The sequence below is a fragment of the Idiomarina rhizosphaerae genome (assembly GCF_024159085.1).
GTDB classification, from domain to species: Bacteria; Pseudomonadota; Gammaproteobacteria; order Enterobacterales; family Alteromonadaceae; genus Idiomarina; species Idiomarina rhizosphaerae.
On record NZ_JAMZDE010000008.1, the window covers coordinates 549,329 to 574,703 of the forward strand.

Consider the following 25,375-nt stretch of genomic DNA (forward strand, 5'->3'; position numbering starts at 1 on the left):
GTTTTTGTAACACTAAATTCTGAGCTCTGATATTACCTGATAACCTCAGTAGTCACTTTGATAACACCTAAATCAAGATCAGCTATTTTATCGAAAGCGGAACGCGACAAATCAATAACTCTGCCGTCAATAAAAGGTCCGCGGTCATTAATTTTGACCACAACGCTTTTGTTATTAGCAATATTGGTGACACGCACTTTAGTTCCAAACGGCAAGGTTCGGTGAGCGGCTGTGCTGGAAAAGTGGTTATAAGTCTCACCGCTTGCCGTTGTTCTGAATTGATACTTCATGGCGTAGTAAGAAGCCTTTCCGGACTCGCTGGTACCCACTAAGTTTTGAGGACTTTCAGCGGGAATTGAAGTACACCCCGTAAGCGCCAGCATAAAAATGCTAACGCCAAGGGTTAATCGTTTAAGTGGGTACTGTTTTTTTGTTTTCATTCCTCAATTTTACTGAGTTCCGAAAACACTGTCCGTTAAGAAAATAAAAAGACGTGTAAAGAATTACACGCTTGCCTTAAAAGCTTCACGCACTGTCGGATACTCAAATTCAAAGCCGTGATTGCGCAGCTTATCCGGCACCACAGCCTGCCCTTCAAGTAGCATCGACGACATTTCACCCAAGCCTAACTTAAGGACAAACGCCGGTACTCTCATAAAGTGAGGTTTATTCATAACCGATGCCAGAGTACGACTAAAAGCTTCGTTAGTTACAGGACCCGGAGCCGTCATATTAACGGGCCCGGACAAATTATCGTGCTCCAACAGATACTGAATGGCACGAATCATATCGTCCAGCTGTATCCAGGACATCATCTGATTGCCCTTACCCAACGGTCCACCTAAACCAAACTTATAAGGCGGCAGCATTTTTGCTAATGCTCCCTCTCCTTTTGCCAAAACGACACCGGTACGCAGTAAAACCACGCGAGTAGTCCCCTCTGCAGCCAGAGCCCGTCGCTCCCATTCCTGACACAAAGTGACAGCAAAGTCCTTATGTTCGGCAACATTGTCTTCATTAACTGGTTCCGCATCACGCGGGCCATAATAGCCAATGGCTGAACCACTCAAAAAGGCTTTAGGTGGCTTTTCTGCTTTATTAATCATGGCTGCAAGCTTTTCTGTCACCTGCCAACGACTGTCTTTTAAGGCTTGCTTACGGGAATCAGACCAACGTTTATCAGCAATACCTTCGCCCTGTAAGTTTATAATCGCATCAAACTGACCAATATCCGCAATTTCATCGATAGAAGACAGCAAGGTTACTTTATCGCCCAACTTTTTACTCGCACCTTCCTTGTTGCGAGTGGTGACCGTAAACTGATGTGTGTCCTGGTACTTATGAATAAACGCTGAGCCAATAAGCCCGGTTCCACCTGTCATTAAAATGTTCATCGGTCACCTCTTTTATGTTCCATCAGGCCAGCTTACGTATTAGCTGCGCCGTATTTCTCTGAATGAGCCGGTGGCAGGATAAACGACCTAAAACAGCCACCACAACAGCACCAAACACCGGTCCTAACAGCCAAAGTTTCCAATGAATAACTGGCGTCATATTGAATACCTGGTTTTGCAATATAAATAGCGAAACTTCCATTGCTAAGGTTGCTATTAACCCGCTAATTGCCCCAAGTACCAAAAACTCATAAGTAATACTACGACTCAATAATTTACCCGGTGCTCCGAGCGTGCGTAAAATCACCAGCTCTTTCTGCCGTTCTTCCATACTGGCCTGCACTTGAGCTACCAGTACTAAGGCTCCGGCAATAATGACCAGCACCAGTACAAAAACAATGGCTAAACTGACCTGTCCAATCACCTCTCGAATCTGATTGATCATAGCATCCAGATCAATTAACGACGTTTGCGGGAACGGCTTAAACAATTGGTACAATTCGTCTTTCCGGTCTTCACCCAGTCTGAAACTTGTAATGTAAGTTGCCGGAAAATCTTCCAGTGTCGAAGTGTTAAATATCATGTAAAAGTTCGGCTGCAAGGTATTCCAGTCAGCTTTACGTAAACTGGTCACGGGCACAGTGAACTCTTCGCCACCTAAGTTAAAGCGTAGTTCATCACCAACTTTTATATCCAGTCGTTCGGACACATTTAATTCGACCGAAACCTGAGGTTCTGCATCATCCCCCCACCACTCGCCGGCTGTAAGCTCATTATTGGGCGGTAAAGTATCTCGCCAGGTCAGTGAAAGCTCTCGTCCTATACCTTCGCGCCCCTCGGCTTCATTGTCGTCACGGTCTTCCTTGGTGACTTCATCAAGTAGCTTCTCGCCATTAATATGGGTTAAACGCCCCGGTACAATGGGATACAAATCCGTCGAAGGAATGTTCTCCCGCTCGAACATGGTCTGCATATCATCGACTTTGTCTTCGGCAATATTAATAGCAAAATAATTAGGTGCATCTGCTGGCAATTGACTTTTCCAGTCCTCCAACAGGTCATTACGCAAAACAATAACGAGTAACAGCAGCATAATGGCTGTTGAAAAACTGAGCATCTGCACACTGTTGGCGGCTGCTCTTCTTTGTAAACCCGCCATAGCCAGGCGCCAGCTACTGCCGGCCTGCATACCGGCTTTGCGGCTGGCAGAAATAAACAGCCGACCTAATCCAAGAAGTAGCACAGCGGCAACTGCGCCGCCTGCGAATAAGGCCGTAGACAACCACCACTGCTGGCTGTAAATAACCAACAGTGCATAAATAGTTCCGCCACTTAGTATCCATTGCAGCCAACGCACCGCGTTACCCGCCGTTAACTGACGATGCAGGACGCGCAACGGCGGAATAGAGACCAGCCGAAATAACGGATACAGAGTAAACATAACGGCACTGATAACACCTGTAGCCCCGGCTAAAACATAAGGCTGCCAGCCCGCCTGAGGTAGGGTCGCATCCAGTTTCTGTGCGACCCACTCAATAACCAGATACTGAAGAGCCCAGCCAAGCGCCATACCTATGGCCACACTCGCTGCGGTTAGTAGCAACAGGTGCAGCATAAAAATACGACGAATTTGCTGACGACTGGCACCTAAGGTCTTGAATATAGCAACCACATCATAATTTCGCTGACAGTAACGCTGTGCAGCAACCGCAACAGCCGTTGCCGCCAGAACCACACCCAGCAAACTGGCCAGCATCATAAAGCGTTCAGCACGGTTTAGAGAGCGAGACAACGGACTATCACCATCTTCTATGCTGCGCCAGCTGTGTGTATCGTCATTCAAACGTGGTAAGAGCCAGTCTTCATACGCGTCTATGGCATTGCTTTCACCTGCCATCAGCACATTAAAGCGCACCCGGCTACCGGGCTGGATCAAGCCGGTTTCTTCCAGCTGTGAATGGCGAATCAATACATTCGGACTGTCGGTAAAAACTGAAAAGCCAACGTCAGGTTCATACGTAACAACCTTAGTGACTTTAAAGCTGCTGTTGCCCACTTCAATATCATCGCCAATCTCTAACTGTAGCGCCTGAAAGAGTTGCGACGCCACCCAGGCTTCACCTTCTGCAGGGAGCCCCCTGGCAACGTAACCCTGCCCAAAAGGTTGATCCGCTATTTCCAGCTCACCGCGTAACGGATACCCCTCACTCACCGCTTTAACATCCACCAGGGTCATGTTTCCGTCAGCAAAAGCCATAGAATTGAAAACCACTTTCCAGGCTGTTTTCAAGTTCATTTGCCCGGCTTGCTCAAGCCACTCCTGCGGAATATCGCGCCTGGAACTTAATACCCTGTCAGCAGCCAGAAACTCACTGCTACGTTCAGTTAGTCCTGCTTGCAGACGGTCACTGAAAATGGACAACGAAAGCACTGCGGTCACCGACAAAATAATAGCCAGTGCCATAATGGTCAGTTCACCGCGCCTCAGCTCCTGCTTTAACAGACGAAATGAAATCTTATGCCACATCCTGAGCTGCCTCCGATAACTGGCCTGCTTCCATTTGCAACACGCGCTGACACCGCTCTGCTAGTCGCTGATCATGAGTGACCACAACAAGTGTGGTGCCATAATCTTTGTTTAAGTCGAAAAGCAGTTCCTCAACTTTACCGCCGGTTTTCGCATCAAGGTTACCGGTAGGCTCATCAGCAAACAGAATTTTGGGCTGTCCAACAAAAGCCCTAGCAATCGCTACGCGCTGCTGCTCACCGCCAGACAACTGGTTCGGGTAATGGTGCCAGCGATCTTCCAGTCCCACTTTCGCCAACAGTTCCCGGGCTTCTTTCTCTGCGCCTTTATGACCGGCCAGTTCCGCCGGTAGCATAACGTTCTCTAAGGCACTTAAGCTAGGTACCAGAAGGAACGACTGGAAAATGAAGCCGACTTTGTCAGCACGAACTTTTGCCCGCTGCTCCTCATCCAATTCGCTTAATTTTTCGTTCTCTATAAGAACCTCTCCGGAGGATGCGAGGTCTAAACCCGCCAGTAGTGACAATAACGTCGACTTACCTGAACCGGAAGCGCCGACAATGGCTACGGTGTCACCGGCATTGATACTGACGTTAATTGGCTGCAGAATCTGTAATGGACCCTCAGAGGTGTCTACGGTTTTTTCCAGTTGTTGAGCTTGAATGAGCATAAAATGAAAAATTTCCTTTTGAAAACGTGTTTATTTTTAGCGCTGTTGTTGGTTATACGCAGCGTTTCCGCAAATGTCTCACTTGTCGTTTTAGGTGACAGCTTAAGCGCCGGTTATGGGCTTTCTCAGGAACAAACCTGGGTTGCCGAGTTAGATCGCCGCTGGGAGAGCTCTCATCCCGATATTAACATCATTAACGCCAGCATTAGTGGCGAGACCACTCGTGGTGGTTTGCGCCGCTTAGAAGGCGTTTTAGAGCGTCATAAACCCGATGCATTATTTATTGAACTGGGTGGTAATGACGGACTTCGTGGGTTCGACCTAAACACAGTTCGTTCAAATTTGAAACAAATCATCGACCAGGCGCAGCAACAAGGCGTTAAAGTCGGTTTGAGTCAGGTTATGGTGCCACCAAACTATGGCCAGCGTTTTGCAGAACAGTTCCAGAAAATGTTTGAGGAAGTGGCAGAAGAAAAAAATGTGACGCTTATACCCTTTTTTATGGAGCAAATAGCGACCAACCCAGATTATGTACAGGATGATGGCATTCACCCCACCGCGGAAGCCCAACCGAAGATAGCAGACTTTCTGGAGCCTTATTTACTGAAGTTGGCGAAGTAGCGAAAGTCAGAAACAAAAAAACCGCCTGCGGGCGGTTGATTTAAGTGGCGTCCCCTAGGGGATTTGAACCCCTGTTACCGCCGTGAAAGGGCGGTGTCCTAGGCCACTAGACGAAGGGGACCCATGGAACTTAATTTAATATATGCTGAAAAGTAATGGCGTCCCCTAGGGGATTTGAACCCCTGTTACCGCCGTGAAAGGGCGGTGTCCTGGACCACTAGACGAAGGGGACGCAGAAATTACTTTTTACATTTTTGTATTTGAATGGCGTCCCCTAGGGGATTTGAACCCCTGTTACCGCCGTGAAAGGGCGGTGTCCTGGACCACTAGACGAAGGGGACGCAACAACCAAATACTTACTGCCAAATAGTGCTTTACCAAAACAACTTGGTGGAGCTAAGCGGGATCGAACCGCTGACCTCTTGCATGCCATGCAAGCGCTCTCCCAGCTGAGCTATAGCCCCGCACCTGACAGTCACAGACTGCCTTGACAGCGGGGCGCATTCTATTGTGACCTGAGCTAATGTGTCAACTATTTTTTCTAAAAATACTTCTGTTTGAACGTTTTTATGGCAGTTTGCTCAGTAATTCATCAAATCTTAACTTTAACCGCCTTTCGGGAGCTTTTGGTGGTAAACGTGATACACCTGCTCCATGCCTTCCCGACTTGAAACCGACACATTCATATCGTTAACCAAACCATTATCTAAACGGTAAACCCAGCCATGTATTGTCAGTGACTCGCCTTTGTCCCAGGCTTCCTGCACCATATTGGTTTTGGCTAAGTTTTTAACCTGTTCAATCACGTTCAGTTCACATAAGCGATCAATCTGCTCGGCCTCGCCCAATTGTTCCAACTCTTCTGCATGCTCACGATACACATCACGAATTGGATACAACCAGTGATCTACCAGCCCATGAGGTTTACTCTCAAGTGCCGCTTTTACACCACCACAGCCGTAATGACCCACCACAAGAATATGGCGCACTTTCAGCGCTTCAATAGCAAACTGAATAACCGACAGGCAGTTAAAATCAGTCTGAATGACTTGATTGGCGACATTTCTGTGTACAAACAATTCCCCCGGAGCCATCCCCACAATCTCGTTCGCCGGCACTCGACTATCTGAACACCCTATCCATAGATATTGCGGGGATTGCTGCCCTACTAAGCGTTTGAAAAAATCAGGATCGTTTTTTACCTGTTGCTCCGCCCACTCTTTGTTGTTTGCAATCAAATGCTTTATATCTGCCATTATTTATTCCAAATAGCCTGACGTTCTACGTCAGGAACAGATCTCACCCGACATAAATGTCAGGTTACATCGACCCTGTATTCACATCTTACCTGACATGAATGTCAGGCTAAGCCTGTTCTCTCTGAGAGATAAATTCTAACGCCAGGTCTATGCGCGCCAGAACGGTCTGCTGTGGAATTAATTCCAGAGTCACATCTAGTGACGGAGAGTTACCGCCGCCAGTCGCGGCAACACGTAGTGGCATGCCCACTTTCCCCATACCAACATCCAAATCGGCTGCTGTCTGGTTAATTGCCGCCTGAATAGTAGCAGCATTCCAGTCATTAATTGCTCCGAGCAGTTCCTTGGCTTTTACCAGTGGCTCTTTGGCTACCAGGCGTAAATGCTTTTTCGCCGCTTTTTCGTCAAATTCATCAACAGATTCAAAGAAGTAACGGCTGATGGATGCCATTTCTTTCAAGGTTTTTACCCGGTCAGCCTGCAGCGACACAACTTTCTCAAGCGCAGGGCCATTGCTTGTGTCCACGCCAATTTGGTCAAACTGCCATTGTAATTGCGGTGCAACTTGCTCTGCAGGCAGAGTTTTCATGTAGTGCTGATTTAGCCAGTTAAGCTTTTCGGTATTAAACGCAGAGGCTGCTTTATTCACGTCATCCAGCTTGAAGTATTCCACCAGCTCTTCACGACTGAATATTTCCTGGTCACCATGAGACCAGCCTAAACGCGCTAAGTAATTTACAACCGCTTCAGGTACGTAGCCGTCGTCACGGTATTGCATAACGCTGACTGCACCATGACGTTTCGACAGCTTCTTACCATCGTCACCTAAAATCATCGACACATGAGCGTACTGAGGCACCGGCGCGCCTAAAGCTTTTAAAATATTAATCTGACGCGGGGTGTTATTAATATGGTCTTCGCCACGCACCACGTGCGTAATATCCATATCCCAGTCATCAACCACCACACAGAAATTATAAGTCGGTGTTCCGCCAGTACGGGCAATGATCAAATCATCCAGTTCAGTATTAGCGAATTCAATGCGCCCGCGAATATGGTCATCAAACGCAACACTACCTTCTTGCGGATTACGAAAACGAATGACGTACTTATCACCGCCAACATTCGGGTTGTCTCGACAATGGCCATCGTAGCGAGGCTTTTCACCGGCAGCCATTTGCTCTTCACGCATTTTTTCTAAGCGCTCGGTCGAGCAATAGCATTTATAGGCTTTGTCTTCTTCCAGTAGCTTGTCGATTAACTCTTTATAGCGCTCAAAACGCTGAGTCTGATAATAAGGTCCGCGATCCCAGCTTAAACCCAACCATTCCATACCCTCTAAAATGGCATCAATAGCAGGCTGAGTTGAACGTTCACGGTCAGTATCTTCTATACGCAGTACGAACTCGCCGCCCTGCGCTTTTGCGACTAACCATGAATACAATGCCGTACGGGCACCACCAACATGCAAATACCCAGTCGGGCTGGGGGCAAAACGCGTTACCACACTCATGTTTGTTCCTTTCTTTAAAACCAGTCAATTTTATAGGCGCAAGTTTATCAAGACTGAGCGCCTGACGCATCTGCTATTCGAAATGATTAAAATGTCAGCAAACGAACACAAGTTGGCAATTTTTATTTGACAGTTTAGATCTGCGCCCTATAATGCCACCTCGCAACGACGCAGAAGTGTCACAGAGAAAATGGTTGCTTAGCTCAGTTGGGAGAGCATCGCCCTTACAAGGCGAGGGTCACTGGTTCAAGCCCAGTAGCAACCACCACTTCTCTTCTTCCGTCAATTGCAGACCTTCAGGATGGTTGCTTAGCTCAGTTGGGAGAGCATCGCCCTTACAAGGCGAGGGTCACTGGTTCGAGCCCAGTAGCAACCACCATTTTTACCGCAAGTTTTCTGATAAATAATCCAGCAACACCCGTACTTTTGGAATCACCTGACGGTTTTCCGGATACAACGCCCATATACCATCGTCAGGCTGTCGATAGTCCGCTAATACTTCTTCTAGCTGCCCGTTAGCTAGTGAGTCCATTACATAATAGTCCGGCAGCATAGCCAACCCCAGCCCTTTCATAGCGGCGTCACGAAGCGCCAGACCATTATTGCAATGCAGATAGGATTCCGGACGAACCGTTTCCAGTTTATCCTCAACCTGAAAACGCCATTGTCTGACCGTTCCGGTAAAACAGCGATGCGCATCCAGTGCGTTAATATCTTGCGGACGACCAAACTCTTCAAAATAAGCAGGAGACCCCACTACGAAATGTCGGCGCGAGCCTAGTTTTCTAGCCCGTAACCGCGGGTTACCCAACTGCCCCAATCTAATAGCAACGTCGTAGCTGCCTTCTATTAAATCGACCTGCTCGTTGGTTAACTGAAAATCCAGGCGGCACTCGGGGTAAATATGTAAAAAGTCATTCAACAAAGGTGCAATAAAACGCTCACCATAATAAACCGGTGCCGTAATGCGAATGAGGCCCTGCGGTTGCTGTGTTCGCTGTTGAATGGCCTGGTCAGCGTCTCTTAAGCTGGCAACCAGATGCTGACAATGAGGCAAGTAAAGCTTCCCTTCTTCCGTTAAACTGACACTGCGGGTTGAGCGGTACAGCAGTTGCATCTGCAGCCGGTGCTCAAGCGCTGCTATATTACGGCTAACCTGCGCCACAGATAGCCTTAGTTGCCGGGCTGCCGCAGTAAAGCTCTGTTGCTCAGCCACTGCCGCAAACTCACTAATTCCCTGCCATGGCTTCATTTCGCACCCATTATTTCATTTATGAAAAAGTAATTTGTAAAAACAGTAGATTACCTGCTAATGAGAAAAAGTTAAACTTACGCTACGCTTTTACCTAATAAGATGAAAATCCAAGACTATAAGGAATTATTATGGAAACCATTAAGTCACGCGCCATGGTTGCCTGGGGCCCGGGCGAACCGCTGAAAGAAGAAATTATCGATGTTGCACCACCGAAAAAAGGTGAAGTGCGGGTTCGCATTATAGCAACGGGTGTTTGCCATACCGATGCTTACACACTTTCCGGTAAAGATCCTGAAGGTATTTTCCCTTCTGTGTTAGGTCACGAGGGTGGCGGTATTGTTGAATCCGTTGGCGAAGGTGTTACTTCAGTTGAAGTGGGTGATCATGTTATTCCTCTGTACACCGCGGAATGTGGTGAGTGTAAATTCTGCACCTCGGGTAAAACTAACCTGTGTCAGGCCGTTCGTGCCACTCAGGGTAAAGGCTTAATGCCAGACGGCACCAGCCGCTTTTCAAAAGACGGCGAAACCATTTATCACTACATGGGCACTTCAACCTTTTCTGAATACACAGTATTACCAGAAATCTCACTGGCTAAAATTCCAAAAGAAGCACCGCTTGAGAAAGTTTGTCTGTTAGGTTGTGGCGTTACCACCGGCATGGGCGCCGTCAAGAACACCGCTAAAGTTCAGGAAGGCGATACCGTTGCTGTATTTGGTTTAGGTGGTATTGGTCTGGCCGTTATTATTGGTGCTGTGCAAGCAAAAGCTTCGCGCATTATTGCCATTGATGTTAACGACGACAAGCAAGCTATCGCAAAAGAGTTAGGCGCAACCGACTTCGTTAACCCAACCAAGCACGACAAGCCTATTCAGGAAGTTATTGTCGATATGACTGACGGTGGTGTCGACTTCTCGTTTGAATGCATTGGTAACGTTGACGTTATGCGCGCCGCGTTAGAATGCTGCCACAAAGGCTGGGGCGAATCCGTAATTATTGGTGTTGCCGGCGCCGGCGAAGAAATCTCTACCCGCCCTTTCCAGCTGGTTACTGGCCGTGTATGGCGTGGTAGTGCCTTTGGTGGCGTTAAGGGCCGTACCGAACTGCCTGACTATGTAAAACAATACATGGATGGTAAATTTGATTTAGACACCTTTATAACTCATACCATGCCGTTAGAAGAGATTAACGAAGCGTTCGACTTAATGCACGAAGGTAAGTCGATTCGTTCAGTTATTCATTATTAATGGAGTCTGTAATGAAACAAGTTAGCGAAACCCGCTGTTTCGGCGGACGTCAGTTACGCTTTGAACATGACTCTGAAGTACTGAACTGCGCTATGCAGTTCAGTGTCTTTTTGCCATTACGCGCAGAGAAAGCAGAAGTTCCGGCGGTTTATTTTCTATCGGGGCTAACCTGCACTGATGAAAACTTTTCTACAAAAGCCGGCGCACAGCGTGTCGCCACAGAGCTTGGTATTGCCTTAATTATTCCCGATACCAGCCCGCGTGGAGATAACGTAGCTGATGACCCAGATGGTGCTTACGACTTAGGCTTAGGGGCGGGCTTTTACCTCAACGCCACTCAGGAGCCGTGGAAAAGCCATTATCAGATGTATGACTACATCGTTAAGGAGCTTCCTTCTCTGGTGGAAGCCGAATTACCAATTAACAATAAGCGCGCTATTGCGGGTCATTCCATGGGTGGTCATGGCGCTTTGGTTATTGGCTTGCGTAACAGCGACCGCTACAGCAGCATATCTGCCTTTTCGCCTATTACTAATCCAACACAGTGCCCTTGGGGTGAAAAAGCCTTTAGTGCTTATTTAGGTGATGACCGCGAACAATGGAAGCTATACGACGCTGTTGAGATTATTAAATCGAAAGGGCAGACATTGCCAATTCGGGTAGATCAAGGCTTAGCTGACGGCTTTTTAGAGGAACAGCTAAAACCTGAAAACCTGAAAGAAGCCATTGCTGAAGTAGAGGGTGGTGGCACCGTTCATCTACACGACGGTTACGACCATAGCTATTACTTTATCTCCTCATTTATCGAAGCCCAACTTCGCTTCCATGCGAAGTATTTAAACGCGTAACACGCCGCCGACGTAGCCTGACATTTATGTCAGGTGAGATACCGCCCCACTTCAGTGGGCGTTTTGACCTCTCACCTGACGTGAACGTCAGGCTACATCAATTACACGGTAAATTTGATAACCGCCTGACGCAATTGCTCGGTTTGTTTACGAACCTGAGCAACGGCATCAGCATTTGACTGCGCATCGTTCGCCGCTTCCACACCGGCGTCCCGCACACGGGTAATATTTCTGGCCGTTTCATCCACAACCGCCGATTGCTCTTCAACTGCCGTTGCGATAGACGCCGAACGATCGTTAATTTTTAAAAGCTCCATGTGGATGCGATTAAATAACTCATCGGACTCCGACGAATGCTGAGCACTCTCTTCACCCAGTTCATTACACTCCTGCAAGGTCTTCACTATTACCTGTGTCTGTTGATTCAACTGACTGGTAATGGACTCAATTTCACCAATGGATTTTTGCGTGCGTGATGCCAGTGTCCGGACTTCATCAGCAACAACCGCGAAACCGCGCCCCTGCTCACCGGCTCGCGCAGCCTCGATTGCTGCATTCAGTGCCAGTAAATTGGTTTGTTCCGCAATTCCGTTAATGACGGTGACAATTTGCGTAATAGACGCACTGCGTTCCGCTAAAATATTTGCTTCGCTCACACTGCTGTTTAAGCGTTCTGCCAGATAACGAACCTTTTCAACACCAGCCTGTACAGAAGTACTACCGTGCTTAGCCTGCTCGGACAAACTGTTCACCTGCTCGGCTGTGTCTTCTGCATCATTGGCAATAGTATGAGCCGTGCTGCCCATTTCATTAATGGCGGCAGCAACCTGATCGACTTCATGCGACTGCATATCCAGATTCTCAGACGTATGAGTAACAGTATCTGACACCTGCTGGGTTAATCCGTTAACCGTCTCTACTGACTCATTAATCTGCTTAATAACGTTACGGAAATATCTCAAAAGCTCATTAAAGCTATCGACTAAATCGCCTAGCTCATCACTACGGAATTTCTCTGATACCAGAGTTAAGTCATTGCTTCCTTGAACTTTTTTCATGTCTTCGCGTAGCTGAGTTAACGGCTGGTTAATTGAGCGAATAACCCAGAACAGCATGGCAACGACGATAAATGCAATTGCGGCAAAGACCACAATAGGAACCCACTTCATAGTTGCCTGACGTGACTGAAGCAACATATTAAGGTTCTCATCGAGCTCGGCTAACGAGCTCTCCATATTGCTCGCAATCGTTCTTACTTCGCCTTTAATGCCAGACTCTTCATCCAGGCCAATTTCTTTCGACAAACTGGCGTAACGACCAAAGTCACGACGATAAGCCTCAACTTTGGAAACCAGATTCGGCGATGCCGATAGCTCGGCTTTCAACTCATCCAGCAAATTGTTAACCCGTCCCAGATATTTGTCGTCAAAACGCAGCATAAAGTCTTTCTCACTACGACGTATCTGCAGCAACGTCACCAACAATTCGGTCCGGCCTGCTGTATCAATAGCTTGCTCCAGCTCATGAGTTGCCGTTCGCAGCGCGCCATAGGCTCCACTATTCTCGTCCAGCCCCCGCTGCTTAAATGCAGCAACTAAACGATTAAAGTGTTCTTCATATTGGGATATTTGCTCAGCAAGATCATCAATAAGTCGCGTAGAGCTTTCATCAGCGACTAGTTGGTTAAGCTGATCTAACCTTTCCGTAGTTATACTAACTTGTTGCCGCAGCTTATCCGCGTAACTTTCATCCATTCGCAACAGGAAATCTTTTTCTGCACGACGAACTTGCAATAAGCCGTTATTTACAGATTCCCGCAATTCACTGGCACGATGCAGCTGACTAATTTGAGACTGAAAAAACATCATCAACATTAGTAATATGATAAAAGCAGCCGTTGTTACCGCACCGACAGAGAGAAGTTTATTGCGAATTGACATAAGGTAAGCCCATGTTTAGAAACTGGCGAAATAATAGTCATTGAACAAATGTTCTGCAATGATCTATTTTGTTAACAACTTTAGCTGAATGGCATGCCATGTCAAAGTAGGGAGTATCACTTACTAGGTAAATACCCTTATTTCATAAACAGTTATAATCGCACCAAGCTAAAAACAGGATGCAGTAATGAAAGTTAATTCGGCAATACAAGCGTTATCAATTCTGAACGATGGAGATGTTATTTGGTGCCAGTCGATGGCAGCAACTCCCTACAAATTATTAGAGGGTCTAAAGGAAGTTGCCAAACAGCGTGTAAACTTAACGCTATTGCAATTGCATACTGAATACAGCGAAGCTTTGGGTGATCCGGAATTAAACGGACACCTTCGGCAACGAGCGTTTTTTGTTGGAGCGTCAACCCGGCCAGCTGTTAATCAGGGCCTGGCTGATTACGTTCCCATTTTCCTATCTGAAATTCCAAAGCTGTTTCGTTCAGGCGAACAACCGCTGGACGCCGCTATCATTCAGGTATCACCGCCAGATAAACACGGTAACTGCAGTTTAGGTATTTCGGTAGAAGCAACGCGAGCCGCCCTGCAAGTTGCAAAGAAGGTTATAGCCTGGATAAACCCGAATATGCCGCGCACCCATGGCGATGCACTCGTTCAACTTAAGCGCTTCGATCGCTATTTTGAAGAAGCGGCACCTATTCCCGAGCATAAACAACCGCAACAGAACCCTATTACTCAAAAAATTGGTGAGCAAGTTGCCGGACTCATTAACGACGGTGACTGCTTACAGATGGGCATCGGCGCTATACCCGATGCAACTCTGGCTTGTCTGCATCATCATAAAGACTTAGGTATTCATACCGAAATGTTTTCAGATGGTGTGCTGCCTTTAGTTGAGCGTGGCGTCATTAATAACAGTCGCAAGCGTAAACACCGTGGACGTATTGTCACCACCTTTGCCATGGGCTCCCAGGCGCTATACGACTTTGTAGATGATAACCCGGAAGTTTTCTTCCTAGACGTTGAATACACCAACGATACCTCGGTTATTCGTCAGAACAAACAGGTTATGTCCATAAACAGCGCACTGCAGGTTGATTTAAGCGGCCAGGTTTGTGCTGACTCAATTGGCACTCGCATTTATTCCGGCGTTGGTGGGCAAATGGATTTCGTTCGCGGCGCCAGCTTATCCGAAGGCGGTCGCTCAGTGATTGCGCTACCGTCAACGGCTTGTGGCGGAAGCGTTTCCCGTATCAGTTCACTGCTGGCACCGGGAGCCGGAGTCGTAACAACTCGCGCGCACGTCCATTACATTGTGACCGAGCACGGTATCGCGAATTTACGAGCGAAAAGCATGAGTGAACGCGCACGGGAGCTTATCCACATAGCCGACCCTAAATTCCGTGAAGAACTGGCTAAAGCGGCCTACGACGACTGGGGTCTGAACATAAGCTAGACTGTTTTCATCTAATATCAGCGTTAACTTAACGTCCAAACTGCGCTAGGCTATTTTTAAATAGCCTATTGCGGAGCGGAGGTCTGAATGAAAACAGTCGGTATTATTGGTGGCATGAGCTGGGAATCAACCAGCACTTACTACCGACGCCTGAACCAGCTAATCAACGAACGACTTGGTGGTCTGCACAGCGCAGAACTCCTGCTTGCCAGCGTTGACTTTGCGCCTATTGAAAAAATGCAAAGTCAGGGCGACTGGGATGCAGCCGCGCAGGCTCTTATCGGCAAAGCCAGGCAACTTGAGTCCGCGGGAGCCGAATGCATTGTTATAGCGACAAATACAATGCATAAAGTAGCACCTCAGGTTGAAGCTGCCGTAACCATACCCTTACTGCATATTGTTGACGCGGTAGCCGATCATCTCAAACAAAATAGTGTCCATAACGTTGGACTGCTTGGCACCCGTTTCACCATGCAGCAACCTTTCTATAAAGAGCGCCTGGAACAAAACAATGTACAGGTTCTGGTACCAGAGGAAGAGGACAGCATTACCGTCGACAGCATCATTTTTAAAGAACTTTGTCACGGCCAGTTTACTGAAAAAGCCCGGGAGCATTACCTTCGCATTATTGATTCGTTAGCCGAACGAGGCGCGCAAGGTGTTATTCTGGGATGCACAGAAATAGGTTTACTGATTCAGCAGGAGCATTCGGCTTTGCCATTGTTCGATACTACGGAACTTCACTGCCGGGCTATTGCCGACTGGATGTTGAAATAAAAGCAGGTTAACAATGAACGATATAGCAACCGACTTTTCTCGTTTCTATGACAGAGCCTGCCAGCGTAAAGGCGGCGAAAGCGCTATGCTCGCACGCATGCCGAAAGTTACACCTGCAGGCGAGCTGAAACAGCTGGATGACCGGAGCATTTTATCAACCATTACCCGTTGTATTTTCCGCGCTGGTTTTGTCTGGCGCATTATTGAAGCAAAGTGGCCGGGCTTTGAAGAAGCCTTTAAAGGTTTTGTACCTCTTTACTGGCAACAGGTTCCACCAGAAATCTTAGAAGAGCTTTCCAAAGATGAGCGTATTGTCCGTAATCAGCAAAAAATAAACACCGTGCCCGCTAACGCACGAATGATTGTGGAAGTCTCTGAAAAATACGGCAGTTTTGGGCAGTTTCTGGCTCAGTGGCCATCGAGCCAACAAGCGGAGTTGCTGCATTACCTTAAAAAGAACGGCTCACGCCTGGGCGGCGTTACTCCGCAATATGTTTTGCGCGAGCTTGGCTGGGACGGTTTTATTCTTTCTAATGACGTTGTCACCGCGTTGACCAATCACAAGCTGATAGACGCATCCCCCACCAGTCAAAAGGGAATAAAACAAGCCCAGAGCGCATTCAACAGCTGGCACGAACAAACCCAACTGCCTTACAGTCATTTGTCACGAATCCTGTCTTACAGCGTTGGCGATTAGATGTCGGTCAATCTCCAGACAGGTTAAATATAAACAAATTGAAGCACTTAGCTATTAAAGGTATATTGCCCGCTTTTCTCAACCAAGGAGCGATTTATGAGAAAAGCTGTAATTGCATTGGCAATGCTAACCTTACCCGGCGTTGTTCTAGCTGAGTCCCCTAACTGGAATAAAGTTGATGCGTCTTATCTTGACACCGATATTGGCGTTGAGGGAGCTGGTGACCTTTCTTTTGATGGATTCAAAGTCGCGGGCTCCGTCGCTATAAACCCAGATCTAGTGCTCTTAGATAACCTCTTTATGTTTGCAGATTTCGATTCGGTATCTAATGATGACAACGGTATCGACCTGGATATCGATTTTCTGTCTGCCGGTATCGGTTCATATAAGCACTTAACTAACACCACTGATTTATACTCGACAGTATCGTTTGAACGAGCAAAATTTTCAGGTTCTGGCCAGGGACTGTCGACATCGGCATCCGAGAATGCCTGGGGTGTTGGAGTCGGACTTCGCTCTATGATAGCTCCAAAAGTTGAGGTCGATGCTAAGGTGGACTATATCGCGTTTGACGAAGATACTTTTCGCTTTAGTGTATCTGCTTTCTATCACGCGACAGCAAACCTGTCGTTTGGTCTTGGCTATGAGACATACGGTGAAGTCCAGTACCTCGATGTTGATAGCCTAAGTGCTACCGTACGCTATTCATTTTAATAAACTTAACTATGCTTTCCCCCCTGCTGCTAACCCGCAGCAGGGCCAAATTAAACTCTGGATAAATTCCCTTCTATCGCCTATAAATAGCTGAGTGTACGCACACATTAACTCTCGTTGCCATAAGCCACTCTTTCTAAAAACTATGGGGATTTTGATGAACTCAACTAAGAATACTCTGATAATAAGCATTTCTCTTATCATCAGCTTCGCGATCGTTAGCATTATCGGTTCAAATGCAGTGCTTGAGCACAAGTCTATGGAGCGCAGTGTGACCGTAAAGGGGCTATCTGAACGTGAATACCTCGCCGACACAGTTATCTGGCCTATTCAATTTACAGCAGCCAGCAATGACTTAACCGAAATTTATGAAACCATGGAAGATTCAAACCAAAAGGTCGTAGAATTTTTGCGAGAAAAGGGTATTAAAGCTGAAGAGATATCCTCATCTGCCCCTTCCATTACAGACAAATCTGCACAGCGTTACGGCTCTTCTCAACCCGCAGAATTTCGTTATACCGCCACACAAGCTATTACTGTCTATTCCAGTAACGTAGAGCAGGTTCGCAGTGTCATGGGAGACCTTGCCGACCTGGGTAAAGAAGGTATTGTTCTCAGCAGCGACGATTATCAGGCGCAACCTGAATACTTATTTACCCGGTTGAATGAGGTAAAGCCTGAAATGATAGAAGAGGCCACCAAGAAAGCCCGGGAAGTAGCAGAAAAATTTGCGACAGACTCAAACTCTCAACTGGGTAAAATCAAACAAGCGCGTCAGGGGCAATTTAGTATCAGTGCTCGCGACCGACATAACCCTCATCTGAAAAATGTACGGGTTGTATCCACCATAGAATATTACTTGTCCGATTGAGCTATTCATTTCACAATGCGGCTAACTCTGTGCCAAAAGGCTTTTTAGATAATGAAACGAACTTTGCAATATTTGTTTAAAGGGTTAGCCATTTTACTGCCCATTGTTGTGACCTTTGCGTTACTGCAATGGCTGCTAGTTACCATCGAAACCTGGCTTAAGCCTATATGGATAACCTTACTGGGTGAGTCTTCATATTTTCCCGGACTCGCCTTTATCAGCTTTTTAGGTATCGCTCTGCTTATTGGTTTTAGCTCCCGCTGGAATTTCATTGATTCTCTCTGGCAGCTTCCCGGAAAACTTATCAACCGGCTGCCACTGCTGCGCAGTCTTTACGGTACCATTAACGATGTCTTTGAAATGATGTCGGGCAAAAACTTCGCTGAAGAATCTGTTGTATTAGTCACACTTCCCGGCAGCAAACTGCGGCTTATTGGTATTGTCACCAAGAAAAGCGGAATTAAGGGTGACCGCCTGTCGGAATTGATGGAAGGCGACCAGGTGGCGGTATTTTTGCCTATGAGTTATAACGTCGGCGGCTATATGGTCATAGTGCCGGCGGATTGTATCGAGTCACTGACTATGAAACCTGCCGATGCCCTGCAGCTGACAATAAGTGGAGGCCTGGGCAAAAATCACTCTGGCAAAATAGATTAAAAATTGCAGTTGAAATCAGTGCGCGTGCTGGTAAAGTTCGCGCTATGAAACTATCTGAACCCTGCCCTTGCGGCTTCGATAAAACCTATCAAAATTGTTGCTATCCATATCATAATGGAGAATCGCTTGCGTCATCACCTGAAGCCTTAATGCGTTCACGGTACAGTGCCTTTGTCGGACGCTTAGCAGGCTACTTAGAAGCGACATGGCATAGCAGCTACCGTCCCGCATTTCTCGATTTAAGTGACTCACCAAACTGGCTTAAACTGCAGGTTATTTCTTCCAGCGTAGATCAAAATAAAGGACAAGTGCATTTCCGCGCATTTTATCGAGACGGAGATGATATTGCTTTTATGGAAGAGAAATCTGACTTTATCTTCGAGGATGGCAAGTGGTATTACTTAACCGGCCAGACAAGTTAAGACAGTCGCTGCCCGGTTTTATCTAAAAAGACCAAACCGTGGGTTTTAACGTGCCTTTCATAACGACTTACCGTTAACGGCTTAGAAAAGTAAAACCCCTGAAACTCTGAAAAGCCAATTTCGGTTAACCTTGTTAACTGAGACTTTTCTTCAACGCCTTCAACAACGCATTTAATTTTCAATTCAGAGCAAATATTAAAAATACCCTTAACTAAGCTGTATTGTCGCCCGGATGTTTTTATGCCGCGAAGCAGCGCTCTGTCGAGTTTTAATTTATCAATGGGGTAATAAGCTAAGCGGGTAACGCTGGAATAACCGACCCCAAAGTCATCAACCGATACCTTAAAGCCCCAGGACTTCAATTCATTCATCAGCTCTAAGGAGTTGACCCGGTCCGACTCCAGACAGGTTTCTGTTAACTCCAACTCTATCTGTGAGGGCTTAACCGAAAAGTCAGCCAGATATTTGACCAGCTTCGAAATAAAATCGGGCTGAGAAAAGTCCAGCAGCGAAATGTTAATGGCTATGGGCAACAGCGGGAAATCATTTTTCTTCCATAGCGATATTTGAGCACAAACTTTCTGAACAATTAAATCGGTTAAACGACTTATCATTCGGTACTCTTCCGCAATTGGTATAAAAATAGCCGGAGAAATGGAACCCAGTACAGGACTGTCCCAGCGGGCCAGGGCTTCAAGCCCGACACAAGTGCCGTCAGCAGTCACTTTCGGTTGAAAACAAACATCCAACTCATCGTTCTGTATGGCTTCATCCAAAAGAATTGAGATTTCATGGCGTTCCATAAACTCTTCTGAGTTTTCAGTATCGTAAAGATGATAAAACTGGTTCACAGAAGCAAACTTCTTCGCTTCCAACGCCCGGGAAACAACAACGTCGGCGGTTTCACCATGCTTGGGAAATCTGGCCACACCAAACTGAAAAGACTGCTGACACTTAATACCCTGAAAGGTGTATTCTTTATCGAGAGAGTTTTTAATATCCAGTAAAACGTCTTTTAATTCATTCTCTACCGTCTTTGGCAAAATAAATACCAGCTTATTTAACGCAATAGTCGCAGTTAAACGCGGGTGCTGTCTGTGCTTCTTCAGCCGACTGTAAGAGGACGCTAAGAGCTTTCTGATAACACTCTCACCATACTTTAATCTGAGGTAGTCTTCGCTTTCACTCTGTGCGACAACCACAAAGAATTCACGATCTGATTTAGAAATTAATTTATTGCATTGCAACTCAAACCAGTCACTGTTCGGTAAGTTTGTCTGAGTATCCAGGTAACGCAAACGGCGGTTTTCCTGCTCTAAGAACGTCAGGTTACTCTCCAGCGTTTTCTCTTGTGTACAATCAACAAATTCATACACATAAGAGCTGGCTTCCGGAACTTCCAATCTCACAACCTGTTGGTATGTATCTTCATGCCGAATAATCTTGCCACCCGTGGGGAATTTGGCATGGTTAATATCAGAAAACCAGTTAGAAATAGACTGAGAATCACTTCTCGTGGACTCATCTAAACCAAAAATATCACCGGCCTGTTTATTAAAATCTGTAATTAACCCGTCTTCATTAACAATAACTTTTGGTCTTCTCGACTCGGCAAAAAATACCCGGTAAAGCGAGTTCTTACCTTTTAAGTAATCGTTGGATTTTTGTGTTTCCTGATTCAGCCGTTTTGCAGCCACTATAGTACGAGCAACGGCCAGAGGAATGCAGATATTAAAGAATAGAAACATGTTTCCTGCGATATACCATGCAGCATCAGGAAACAGCACATTCGGCTCAGCAAAAAAGGACAAATTAACATTGTTAAAAACAATATAAAAAGGCGCGATATTCAATATGGCATAAAATATCGCAGCCCTACCACCCAGAAGCATTAAAGCAATTAGGGGGCAAGCATACATATACATCGAACCTATTTTTGCAAGGTTCATATCATCCAGGAACAAATTACAGGAGACACTTGCTGAAATAATAGTAATCTGCAAAAAGTTAGCACAAAAATAATAGTAGTTCTTACTTAACCAAAGTAAGCCCAACATGCTAACTAAGAAAGCGGATGTAATTGCAATAATATGGGGAAGTTGAGCTTCTAAAGCGTCATCAAAGCTGTGTAAAAACACAACCAGACACAAAAGCATTCCGGAGAAAAGAATAATTCTTAGTGCGCTGACTCGCCAATTAGGAACACCATTTTCTGACGTTCCTTCGTCTTTAAGCAGAAAAAAGTTATTTAAGAAGTTCATGCTGGCCCGAATCAGTTCTCAGACAGCCATTAAAGAACGTTAAACCTTAAAAATCAACTACCTTTACTCAAGTTACTCTATATTAATCAGGTGCTGTCGATAAAAACGCCAGTGTCTGGAGTTTATTAAATACCAGCCACAAACAAACCAACCAAAAACAATTGCGGCGCGACCAAATGAAAAAGCACCATGTTGTTCAATGAATAGCCAGAAAATAAGTACGGCATCAAAAACTAAAGATAGTAATAGCAGAGGTTGCGCAAAACGCATTAATCTATTTGCCCAGTTAGGTTTGTCTTCGCCGACAAAGGTAGTTGCCAGCAAAACAATTAAGGCAGGCAGGCCAATCAGTAACATCAATCCAAACTGCTCTGAACTGGTGTAGAAGAGTTTCAATAATCGCGTGCGATCTTCAGAAAAGGTCAGAGATATGATAGCGGCGACATAGCCACGCATTTCAAATAAAAGCACCAGCAGGAGCGAGAGCGGGATACTCGCCCGGCCCTCTTTATCCAGGTATCGTGCTCTCTCTACCAATCGCTGCCCGGCGCTTGTCGCCTCGCTGCCAGATTTTTTCATGGAAATAATAACCTACTGTATTCACTAAAGGTTCAATCAGAGCAATTGCACCACCAAGCACGACATCGCCTGTCATTAACCAGACTACGCCAAAGGCGATGGTAAAATGCATGATACCAAATGATACTGTCTTTACTGCGTCTTTCATAACAATCTCCCGCGTCGACTTTTGTTAATTATTGCCGATTAAGATTGTTACAGCCAATTGATAAAAGCGATAACCCTGTTCGTTGCAGGGTATTTATCTCTAAACCGCTCGTTTAAGTTGTTCGCGCAGTTCAGCAACTTCATCGCGCAGTTTACCCGCTTGTTCAAACTCAAGGTTCTGCGCCGCTTTATACATCTCTTTCTCTTTGGCATCGATTTCTTTCATAACGGCTTTCGCGTCTTTAACGACCACCGTGCGGGCATCATACCCAGATGCCACCTCTGCCAGAGCTTTTTCAGCCTTACTCTTACGCGCTTTGGCGGAGCCCTGCCCCAGGTCCATCACGTCGGTAATGTCTTTATTCAAACCCTGCGGAGTAATACCGTGCTCTTTGTTGTAAGCAATTTGCTTCTCGCGGCGGCGGTCAGTTTCATCCATCGCGCGTTGCATTGAGCCGGTAATACGGTCAGCGTATAAAATAGCCCGACCGTTAACATTACGTGCGGCACGACCAATAGTCTGAATTAACGAGCGATCGGAGCGCAGGAAACCTTCTTTATCTGCGTCTAATATCGCGACCAACGACACCTCAGGCATATCCAGACCTTCGCGCAGCAAGTTAATACCCACCAGCACATCGAACTTACCCAGACGCAAATCGCGGATAATTTCCATGCGCTCAACAGTATCAATATCGGAATGCAGGTAACGCACTTTTATACCGTGTTCATCCAGATAGTCGGCTAAATCTTCCGACATCTTTTTGGTCAAAGTTGTCGCCAGAACCCGCTCGCCTACCTCTGTCCGTAAGCGTATTTCAGACATTAAATCATCCACCTGGGTAGCAACCGGACGCACTTCTATCTGCGGGTCTATCAACCCGGTCGGCCTGACAACCTGCTCAACCACTTCATTACCACTGCGCTCTAATTCATACTTGCCCGGTGTCGCTGACACATACAGGGTTTGTGGCGCTATCGCCTCAAACTCATCAAATTTAAGCGGCCGGTTATCCAGTGCTGAGGGCAAACGAAAGCCATATTCCACCAGGTTTTCTTTACGCGAACGGTCGCCCTTATACATAGCGCCAACCTGCGACACAGTAACGTGCGACTCATCAATAATAAGCAGTGCGTTATCCGGTAAGTAGTCCATTAAGGTTGGTGGCGGCTCGCCCGGTGCACGACCGGATAAATAGCGTGAGTAGTTTTCAATGCCCGAGCAATAGCCAAGCTCCAGCATCATTTCAATATCAAACTGAGTCCGCTGATTAATGCGTTGCTCTTCTATCAGTTTATTTTGCTTAAGCAAAATATCGCGACGATCTTTCAGCTCATCTTTTATCTTTTCAATGGCTTTAACCAGCACTTCCCGCGGCGTTACATAATGCGTTTTCGGATAAATAGTGGCACGCGCAACGTCTTTTTCGGTAATCTGCCCGGTTAAAGGCTCGAAAAAGCTAATGCGATCAACTTCACTGTCAAACAGCTCCAGGCGCACCGCTATTTCTTCCGATTCGGCCGGGAATATATCAATCACATCGCCACGAACCCGGTAAGTACCGCGCTCGAAGGCTGCGTCATTTCGCTTATACTGCAACTGAGCCAAACGCCGCAGAACGTCACGTTGATCGATAATGTCACCGCGACGCAAATGCAGCATCATTTTCATGTAAGACTCGGGATCACCCAAACCGTAAATAGCTGATACTGACGCAACCAGAACCACATCGCGGCGTTCCATCAAAGCCTTGGTAGCTGACAAACGCATTTGCTCTATGTGGTCGTTAATTGAGGCGTCTTTCTCAATGAAAGTATCGGTTGTCGGCACGTAAGCTTCAGGCTGATAGTAGTCATAGTAAGAGACAAAATATTCCACCGCGTTATTGGGGAAATACTCTTTCATCTCACCATAAAGCTGCGCCGCCAGGGTTTTATTATGTGCCAGTATCAACGTAGGGCGCTGCGAGCGTTCAATTACGTTTGCCATGGTAAAAGTTTTACCCGAACCGGTGACACCCAAAAGCACCTGATGCGCCAAACCAGCGTCCAGATTATCGAGCAGCGATTCAATGGCTTTGGGCTGATCACCCGCCGGCTTGTATTTAGAAACCAGTTCAAATTTCTTAGCCACGTTCTCTCCTCAACTCGCGTGAAAACCACCAGTACGCAATAACAGCAGTAAACAGATTAGCGACCACCCCGCCAATAAATAAACCGGTTAAGTCAGCGAGTAAACTCCCCAAATATGAGAGCGGTACGAATAAAACAAATAAACGAATGATACTCAACCACAACGCGTTCATTGGCCGGTGCACAGCATTAAAGCTGGAATTCGTCAGTATAATAATGCCCTGTAATCCGTAACCCAACGGCATAATATAAATAAAGAGCTTAACGATGTCGGCAACCGCCTGCTCTTCGGCAAATACTTGCGCAATCCAGTGCGCGGTTACCAGCATCAGCAAATAAATTATCGCCTGAATGGCCAGCACAGCTTTTAACGCTGTCCGGTAGGCTTCTTTCACCCGATCAATACGATCCGCACCATAGTTCTGGCTAATTAAAGGTGGCAACGACATAGACAACGCCAGAATAATAACGCTGGCCAGTGACTCCAGTCGGGAGCCCACACCGAACGCTGCCACGGCCGGAGCTCCGTATGATGCGACAATAGCAGTCATCACTGACATAGCTAATGGCGTCAGCATATTGGCGCTGGCTGCCGGCATACCTATTTTTAAAATACCGCGAGCTGACTTAATCCATGCCTGAAAAAAAGGTCGTCCGGCCGGTGGTTTAGAAGAAACCAGCTTGTTTCTGCGCAGCAACCAAAACACTAAAAAGACACCACTAAACCAGGAAATAACACTGGCAAGAGCGGCACCCTCAATGCCCATGGCGGGTATAGGTCCCCAGCCAAAAATTAAAATTGGGTCGAAAATGGCGTTCGCCAACCCTCCGGAAGCCATAATAAGCGATGGTGTTCGTGTGTCACCGGCTGCTCGCAGAACCGCATTCCCAACCATAGGCGTAACCAACATCACGCAGCCCAGATACCAGAGCGTCATATACTCCCGTATCAACGGCATCAGCCGTTCCTGTGCCTGCAATAAGCTGAAAACCGGATCCATCAGCAAGTAGCCAATAAGTGCCAATGCAGCAACTAGTATGGCGGATACCGAAAGCGCAGAAAAACCGTCAAAATGAGCCTCTTCCGGCCTGTCTGAGCCGTATTTACGGGCAATGACGGCAGAAGTTCCTATACCTAAACCTATGGCCAGGCTTATAACGGTGAAAGTAACGGGGAAGGTAAAGCTGACAGCCGCAAGAGGGTCTGTTCCGAGCATACTGATAAAGAAGGTATCGACAACATTGAAGCTAATAAGAGTAGCCACACCGAAAATAACCGGCCAGGTCATTTCCCAGAGTTTTTGTCCTACCGGCGCGCTGATAAGACTTCTTGATGCGTCGGCAGCTGCCATTCAATCCCTCCTCAGTTCGATAG

23 protein-coding genes and 6 tRNA genes are annotated in these 25,375 nt (G+C 46.6%); 12 read left to right on the forward strand and 17 right to left on the reverse strand.

Annotation, left to right across the window (positions count from 1 at the left end):
* Positions 1-32 precede the first annotated feature (32 nt).
* The 4 genes from NJR55_RS12955 to NJR55_RS12970 all read right to left on the reverse strand — a co-directional run bounded on the left by NJR55_RS12955 (position 33) and on the right by NJR55_RS12970 (position 4,591).
* The gene (locus NJR55_RS12955) at positions 33-440 is read right to left on the reverse strand and encodes a septal ring lytic transglycosylase RlpA family protein (RefSeq protein WP_253620323.1); all 408 of its coding nucleotides are present in this window, start codon (positions 438-440) and stop codon (positions 33-35) included.
* A 63-nt stretch (positions 441-503) separates the two neighbouring features.
* On the reverse strand, positions 504-1,394 hold the full coding sequence (locus NJR55_RS12960) for a TIGR01777 family oxidoreductase (RefSeq protein ID WP_253620324.1): 891 nt from the start codon (positions 1,392-1,394) through the stop codon (positions 504-506).
* Positions 1,395-1,416: 22 nt separating this feature from the next.
* On the reverse strand, positions 1,417-3,921 hold the full coding sequence (locus NJR55_RS12965) for an ABC transporter permease (protein WP_253620325.1): 2,505 nt from the start codon (positions 3,919-3,921) through the stop codon (positions 1,417-1,419).
* On the reverse strand, positions 3,911-4,591 hold the full coding sequence (locus NJR55_RS12970; RefSeq protein ID WP_253620326.1) for an ABC transporter ATP-binding protein: 681 nt from the start codon (positions 4,589-4,591) through the stop codon (positions 3,911-3,913). The genes NJR55_RS12965 and NJR55_RS12970 overlap by 11 nt, the downstream gene beginning before the upstream one ends.
* Positions 4,592-4,594: 3 nt before the next feature.
* Here NJR55_RS12970 and NJR55_RS12975 point away from each other — a divergent pair, with 3 nt between their 5' ends.
* A complete protein-coding gene (locus NJR55_RS12975) occupies positions 4,595-5,212 on the forward strand; it encodes an arylesterase (RefSeq protein ID WP_253620327.1) in 618 nt (205 codons plus the stop codon).
* A 45-nt stretch (positions 5,213-5,257) separates the two neighbouring features.
* On the opposite strand, the gene NJR55_RS12980 is transcribed toward NJR55_RS12975, so the two are convergent.
* From NJR55_RS12980 to gltX, 6 genes are all read right to left on the reverse strand, one after another.
* Positions 5,258-5,333: transfer RNA gene (locus NJR55_RS12980), tRNA-Glu, on the reverse strand.
* Between the two features lie 35 nt (positions 5,334-5,368).
* Positions 5,369-5,444 (reverse strand) — tRNA-Glu (locus NJR55_RS12985).
* A 33-nt stretch (positions 5,445-5,477) separates the two neighbouring features.
* Positions 5,478-5,553, reverse strand: a tRNA-Glu gene (locus tag NJR55_RS12990).
* A gap of 47 nt (positions 5,554-5,600) precedes the next feature.
* Positions 5,601-5,676: transfer RNA gene (locus NJR55_RS12995), tRNA-Ala, on the reverse strand.
* A 141-nt stretch (positions 5,677-5,817) separates the two neighbouring features.
* Complete coding sequence (gene can, locus NJR55_RS13000; RefSeq protein ID WP_253620328.1) at positions 5,818-6,468, reverse strand: carbonate dehydratase; 651 nt, start codon at positions 6,466-6,468, stop codon at positions 5,818-5,820.
* Positions 6,469-6,577: 109 nt separating this feature from the next.
* Positions 6,578-7,984 (reverse strand): glutamate--tRNA ligase, encoded by a 1,407-nt coding sequence (gene gltX, locus NJR55_RS13005; protein WP_253620329.1) that lies wholly within the window; start codon positions 7,982-7,984, stop codon positions 6,578-6,580.
* Between the two features lie 192 nt (positions 7,985-8,176).
* Between gltX and NJR55_RS13010 the strand changes: the two genes are divergently transcribed.
* A tRNA-Val gene (locus NJR55_RS13010) sits at positions 8,177-8,252 on the forward strand.
* 35 nt (positions 8,253-8,287) lie between these two features.
* Positions 8,288-8,363, forward strand: a tRNA-Val gene (locus NJR55_RS13015).
* 3 nt (positions 8,364-8,366) lie between these two features.
* Here NJR55_RS13015 and NJR55_RS13020 read toward each other — a convergent pair.
* Entirely contained in the window at positions 8,367-9,236 is an 870-nt protein-coding gene (locus tag NJR55_RS13020) for a LysR family transcriptional regulator (RefSeq protein ID WP_253620330.1), read from the reverse strand.
* 131 nt (positions 9,237-9,367) lie between these two features.
* Here NJR55_RS13020 and NJR55_RS13025 point away from each other — a divergent pair, with 131 nt between their 5' ends.
* The gene (locus tag NJR55_RS13025; RefSeq protein WP_275978113.1) at positions 9,368-10,486 is read left to right on the forward strand and encodes an S-(hydroxymethyl)glutathione dehydrogenase/class III alcohol dehydrogenase; all 1,119 of its coding nucleotides are present in this window, start codon (positions 9,368-9,370) and stop codon (positions 10,484-10,486) included.
* Between the two features lie 11 nt (positions 10,487-10,497).
* Complete coding sequence (fghA, locus tag NJR55_RS13030) at positions 10,498-11,334, forward strand: S-formylglutathione hydrolase (protein ID WP_253620331.1); 837 nt, start codon at positions 10,498-10,500, stop codon at positions 11,332-11,334.
* Between the two features lie 101 nt (positions 11,335-11,435).
* Here the strand turns inward: fghA and NJR55_RS13035 are convergent, their stop codons facing one another.
* Complete coding sequence (locus NJR55_RS13035; protein WP_253620332.1) at positions 11,436-13,274, reverse strand: methyl-accepting chemotaxis protein; 1,839 nt, start codon at positions 13,272-13,274, stop codon at positions 11,436-11,438.
* Between the two features lie 187 nt (positions 13,275-13,461).
* Here NJR55_RS13035 and NJR55_RS13040 point away from each other — a divergent pair, with 187 nt between their 5' ends.
* The 7 genes from NJR55_RS13040 to NJR55_RS13070 all read left to right on the forward strand — a co-directional run bounded on the left by NJR55_RS13040 (position 13,462) and on the right by NJR55_RS13070 (position 18,880).
* Positions 13,462-14,742: an acetyl-CoA hydrolase/transferase family protein gene (locus NJR55_RS13040; RefSeq protein ID WP_253620333.1), complete on the forward strand. Its 1,281-nt coding sequence runs from the start codon at positions 13,462-13,464 to the stop codon at positions 14,740-14,742.
* 87 nt (positions 14,743-14,829) lie between these two features.
* The gene (locus tag NJR55_RS13045; RefSeq protein WP_253620334.1) at positions 14,830-15,519 is read left to right on the forward strand and encodes an aspartate/glutamate racemase family protein; all 690 of its coding nucleotides are present in this window, start codon (positions 14,830-14,832) and stop codon (positions 15,517-15,519) included.
* Positions 15,520-15,532: 13 nt separating this feature from the next.
* Entirely contained in the window at positions 15,533-16,216 is a 684-nt protein-coding gene (locus NJR55_RS13050; RefSeq protein ID WP_253620335.1) for a DNA-3-methyladenine glycosylase I, read from the forward strand.
* 96 nt (positions 16,217-16,312) lie between these two features.
* A complete protein-coding gene (locus NJR55_RS13055) occupies positions 16,313-16,930 on the forward strand; it encodes an outer membrane protein (protein WP_253620336.1) in 618 nt (205 codons plus the stop codon).
* A 157-nt stretch (positions 16,931-17,087) separates the two neighbouring features.
* The gene (locus NJR55_RS13060; protein ID WP_253620337.1) at positions 17,088-17,801 is read left to right on the forward strand and encodes an SIMPL domain-containing protein; all 714 of its coding nucleotides are present in this window, start codon (positions 17,088-17,090) and stop codon (positions 17,799-17,801) included.
* Positions 17,802-17,852: 51 nt separating this feature from the next.
* Positions 17,853-18,458 (forward strand): DUF502 domain-containing protein, encoded by a 606-nt coding sequence (locus tag NJR55_RS13065; RefSeq protein ID WP_253620338.1) that lies wholly within the window; start codon positions 17,853-17,855, stop codon positions 18,456-18,458.
* 44 nt (positions 18,459-18,502) lie between these two features.
* Positions 18,503-18,880 (forward strand): YchJ family protein, encoded by a 378-nt coding sequence (locus NJR55_RS13070; protein ID WP_253620339.1) that lies wholly within the window; start codon positions 18,503-18,505, stop codon positions 18,878-18,880.
* Here the strand turns inward: NJR55_RS13070 and NJR55_RS13075 are convergent.
* From NJR55_RS13075 to NJR55_RS13095, 5 genes are all read right to left on the reverse strand, one after another.
* A complete protein-coding gene (locus NJR55_RS13075) occupies positions 18,877-21,141 on the reverse strand; it encodes a GGDEF domain-containing phosphodiesterase (RefSeq protein ID WP_253620340.1) in 2,265 nt (754 codons plus the stop codon). The two genes, NJR55_RS13070 and NJR55_RS13075, sit on opposite strands and share 4 nt — an antisense overlap.
* A gap of 72 nt (positions 21,142-21,213) precedes the next feature.
* Positions 21,214-21,720, reverse strand: a complete 507-nt coding sequence (locus NJR55_RS13080; protein ID WP_253620341.1) for a DUF2919 family protein — start codon at positions 21,718-21,720, stop codon at positions 21,214-21,216.
* On the reverse strand, positions 21,650-21,868 hold the full coding sequence (locus tag NJR55_RS13085) for a DUF2061 domain-containing protein (RefSeq protein WP_011235021.1): 219 nt from the start codon (positions 21,866-21,868) through the stop codon (positions 21,650-21,652). Before NJR55_RS13085 ends, NJR55_RS13080 begins: the two co-directional genes overlap by 71 nt.
* A gap of 99 nt (positions 21,869-21,967) precedes the next feature.
* On the reverse strand, positions 21,968-24,001 hold the full coding sequence (gene uvrB / locus NJR55_RS13090) for an excinuclease ABC subunit UvrB (protein WP_253620342.1): 2,034 nt from the start codon (positions 23,999-24,001) through the stop codon (positions 21,968-21,970).
* A complete protein-coding gene (locus NJR55_RS13095; protein ID WP_253620343.1) occupies positions 23,994-25,352 on the reverse strand; it encodes an MATE family efflux transporter in 1,359 nt (452 codons plus the stop codon). The genes uvrB and NJR55_RS13095 overlap by 8 nt, the downstream gene beginning before the upstream one ends.
* Positions 25,353-25,375 lie beyond the last annotated feature (23 nt).

Bases quoted from the DNA above. Each gene is read 5' to 3' on its own strand.
- NJR55_RS13085 (WP_011235021.1), bottom strand. From the start codon at position 21,868: ATGAAAGACGCAGTAAAGACAGTATCATTTGGTATCATGCATTTTACC.
- NJR55_RS12965 (WP_253620325.1), bottom strand. From the start codon at position 3,921: ATGTGGCATAAGATTTCATTTCGTCTGTTAAAGCAGGAGCTGAGGCGC.
- NJR55_RS13050 (WP_253620335.1), top strand. From the start codon at position 15,533: ATGAACGATATAGCAACCGACTTTTCTCGTTTCTATGACAGAGCCTGC.
- fghA (WP_253620331.1), top strand. From the start codon at position 10,498: ATGAAACAAGTTAGCGAAACCCGCTGTTTCGGCGGACGTCAGTTACGC.
- NJR55_RS12955 (WP_253620323.1), bottom strand. From the start codon at position 440: ATGAAAACAAAAAAACAGTACCCACTTAAACGATTAACCCTTGGCGTT.
- NJR55_RS12960 (WP_253620324.1), bottom strand. From the start codon at position 1,394: ATGAACATTTTAATGACAGGTGGAACCGGGCTTATTGGCTCAGCGTTT.
- NJR55_RS13070 (WP_253620339.1), top strand. From the start codon at position 18,503: ATGAAACTATCTGAACCCTGCCCTTGCGGCTTCGATAAAACCTATCAA.
- NJR55_RS13035 (WP_253620332.1), bottom strand. From the start codon at position 13,274: ATGTCAATTCGCAATAAACTTCTCTCTGTCGGTGCGGTAACAACGGCT.
- NJR55_RS13020 (WP_253620330.1), bottom strand. From the start codon at position 9,236: ATGAAGCCATGGCAGGGAATTAGTGAGTTTGCGGCAGTGGCTGAGCAA.
- NJR55_RS13080 (WP_253620341.1), bottom strand. From the start codon at position 21,720: ATGAAAAAATCTGGCAGCGAGGCGACAAGCGCCGGGCAGCGATTGGTA.
- gltX (WP_253620329.1), bottom strand. From the start codon at position 7,984: ATGAGTGTGGTAACGCGTTTTGCCCCCAGCCCGACTGGGTATTTGCAT.
- NJR55_RS13065 (WP_253620338.1), top strand. From the start codon at position 17,853: ATGAAACGAACTTTGCAATATTTGTTTAAAGGGTTAGCCATTTTACTG.
- NJR55_RS13040 (WP_253620333.1), top strand. From the start codon at position 13,462: ATGAAAGTTAATTCGGCAATACAAGCGTTATCAATTCTGAACGATGGA.
- NJR55_RS13060 (WP_253620337.1), top strand. From the start codon at position 17,088: ATGAACTCAACTAAGAATACTCTGATAATAAGCATTTCTCTTATCATC.
- NJR55_RS12970 (WP_253620326.1), bottom strand. From the start codon at position 4,591: ATGCTCATTCAAGCTCAACAACTGGAAAAAACCGTAGACACCTCTGAG.
- NJR55_RS13025 (WP_275978113.1), top strand. From the start codon at position 9,368: ATGGAAACCATTAAGTCACGCGCCATGGTTGCCTGGGGCCCGGGCGAA.
- NJR55_RS13095 (WP_253620343.1), bottom strand. From the start codon at position 25,352: ATGGCAGCTGCCGACGCATCAAGAAGTCTTATCAGCGCGCCGGTAGGA.
- NJR55_RS12975 (WP_253620327.1), top strand. From the start codon at position 4,595: ATGAAAAATTTCCTTTTGAAAACGTGTTTATTTTTAGCGCTGTTGTTG.
- NJR55_RS13075 (WP_253620340.1), bottom strand. From the start codon at position 21,141: ATGAACTTCTTAAATAACTTTTTTCTGCTTAAAGACGAAGGAACGTCA.
- can (WP_253620328.1), bottom strand. From the start codon at position 6,468: ATGGCAGATATAAAGCATTTGATTGCAAACAACAAAGAGTGGGCGGAG.
- NJR55_RS13045 (WP_253620334.1), top strand. From the start codon at position 14,830: ATGAAAACAGTCGGTATTATTGGTGGCATGAGCTGGGAATCAACCAGC.
- NJR55_RS13055 (WP_253620336.1), top strand. From the start codon at position 16,313: ATGAGAAAAGCTGTAATTGCATTGGCAATGCTAACCTTACCCGGCGTT.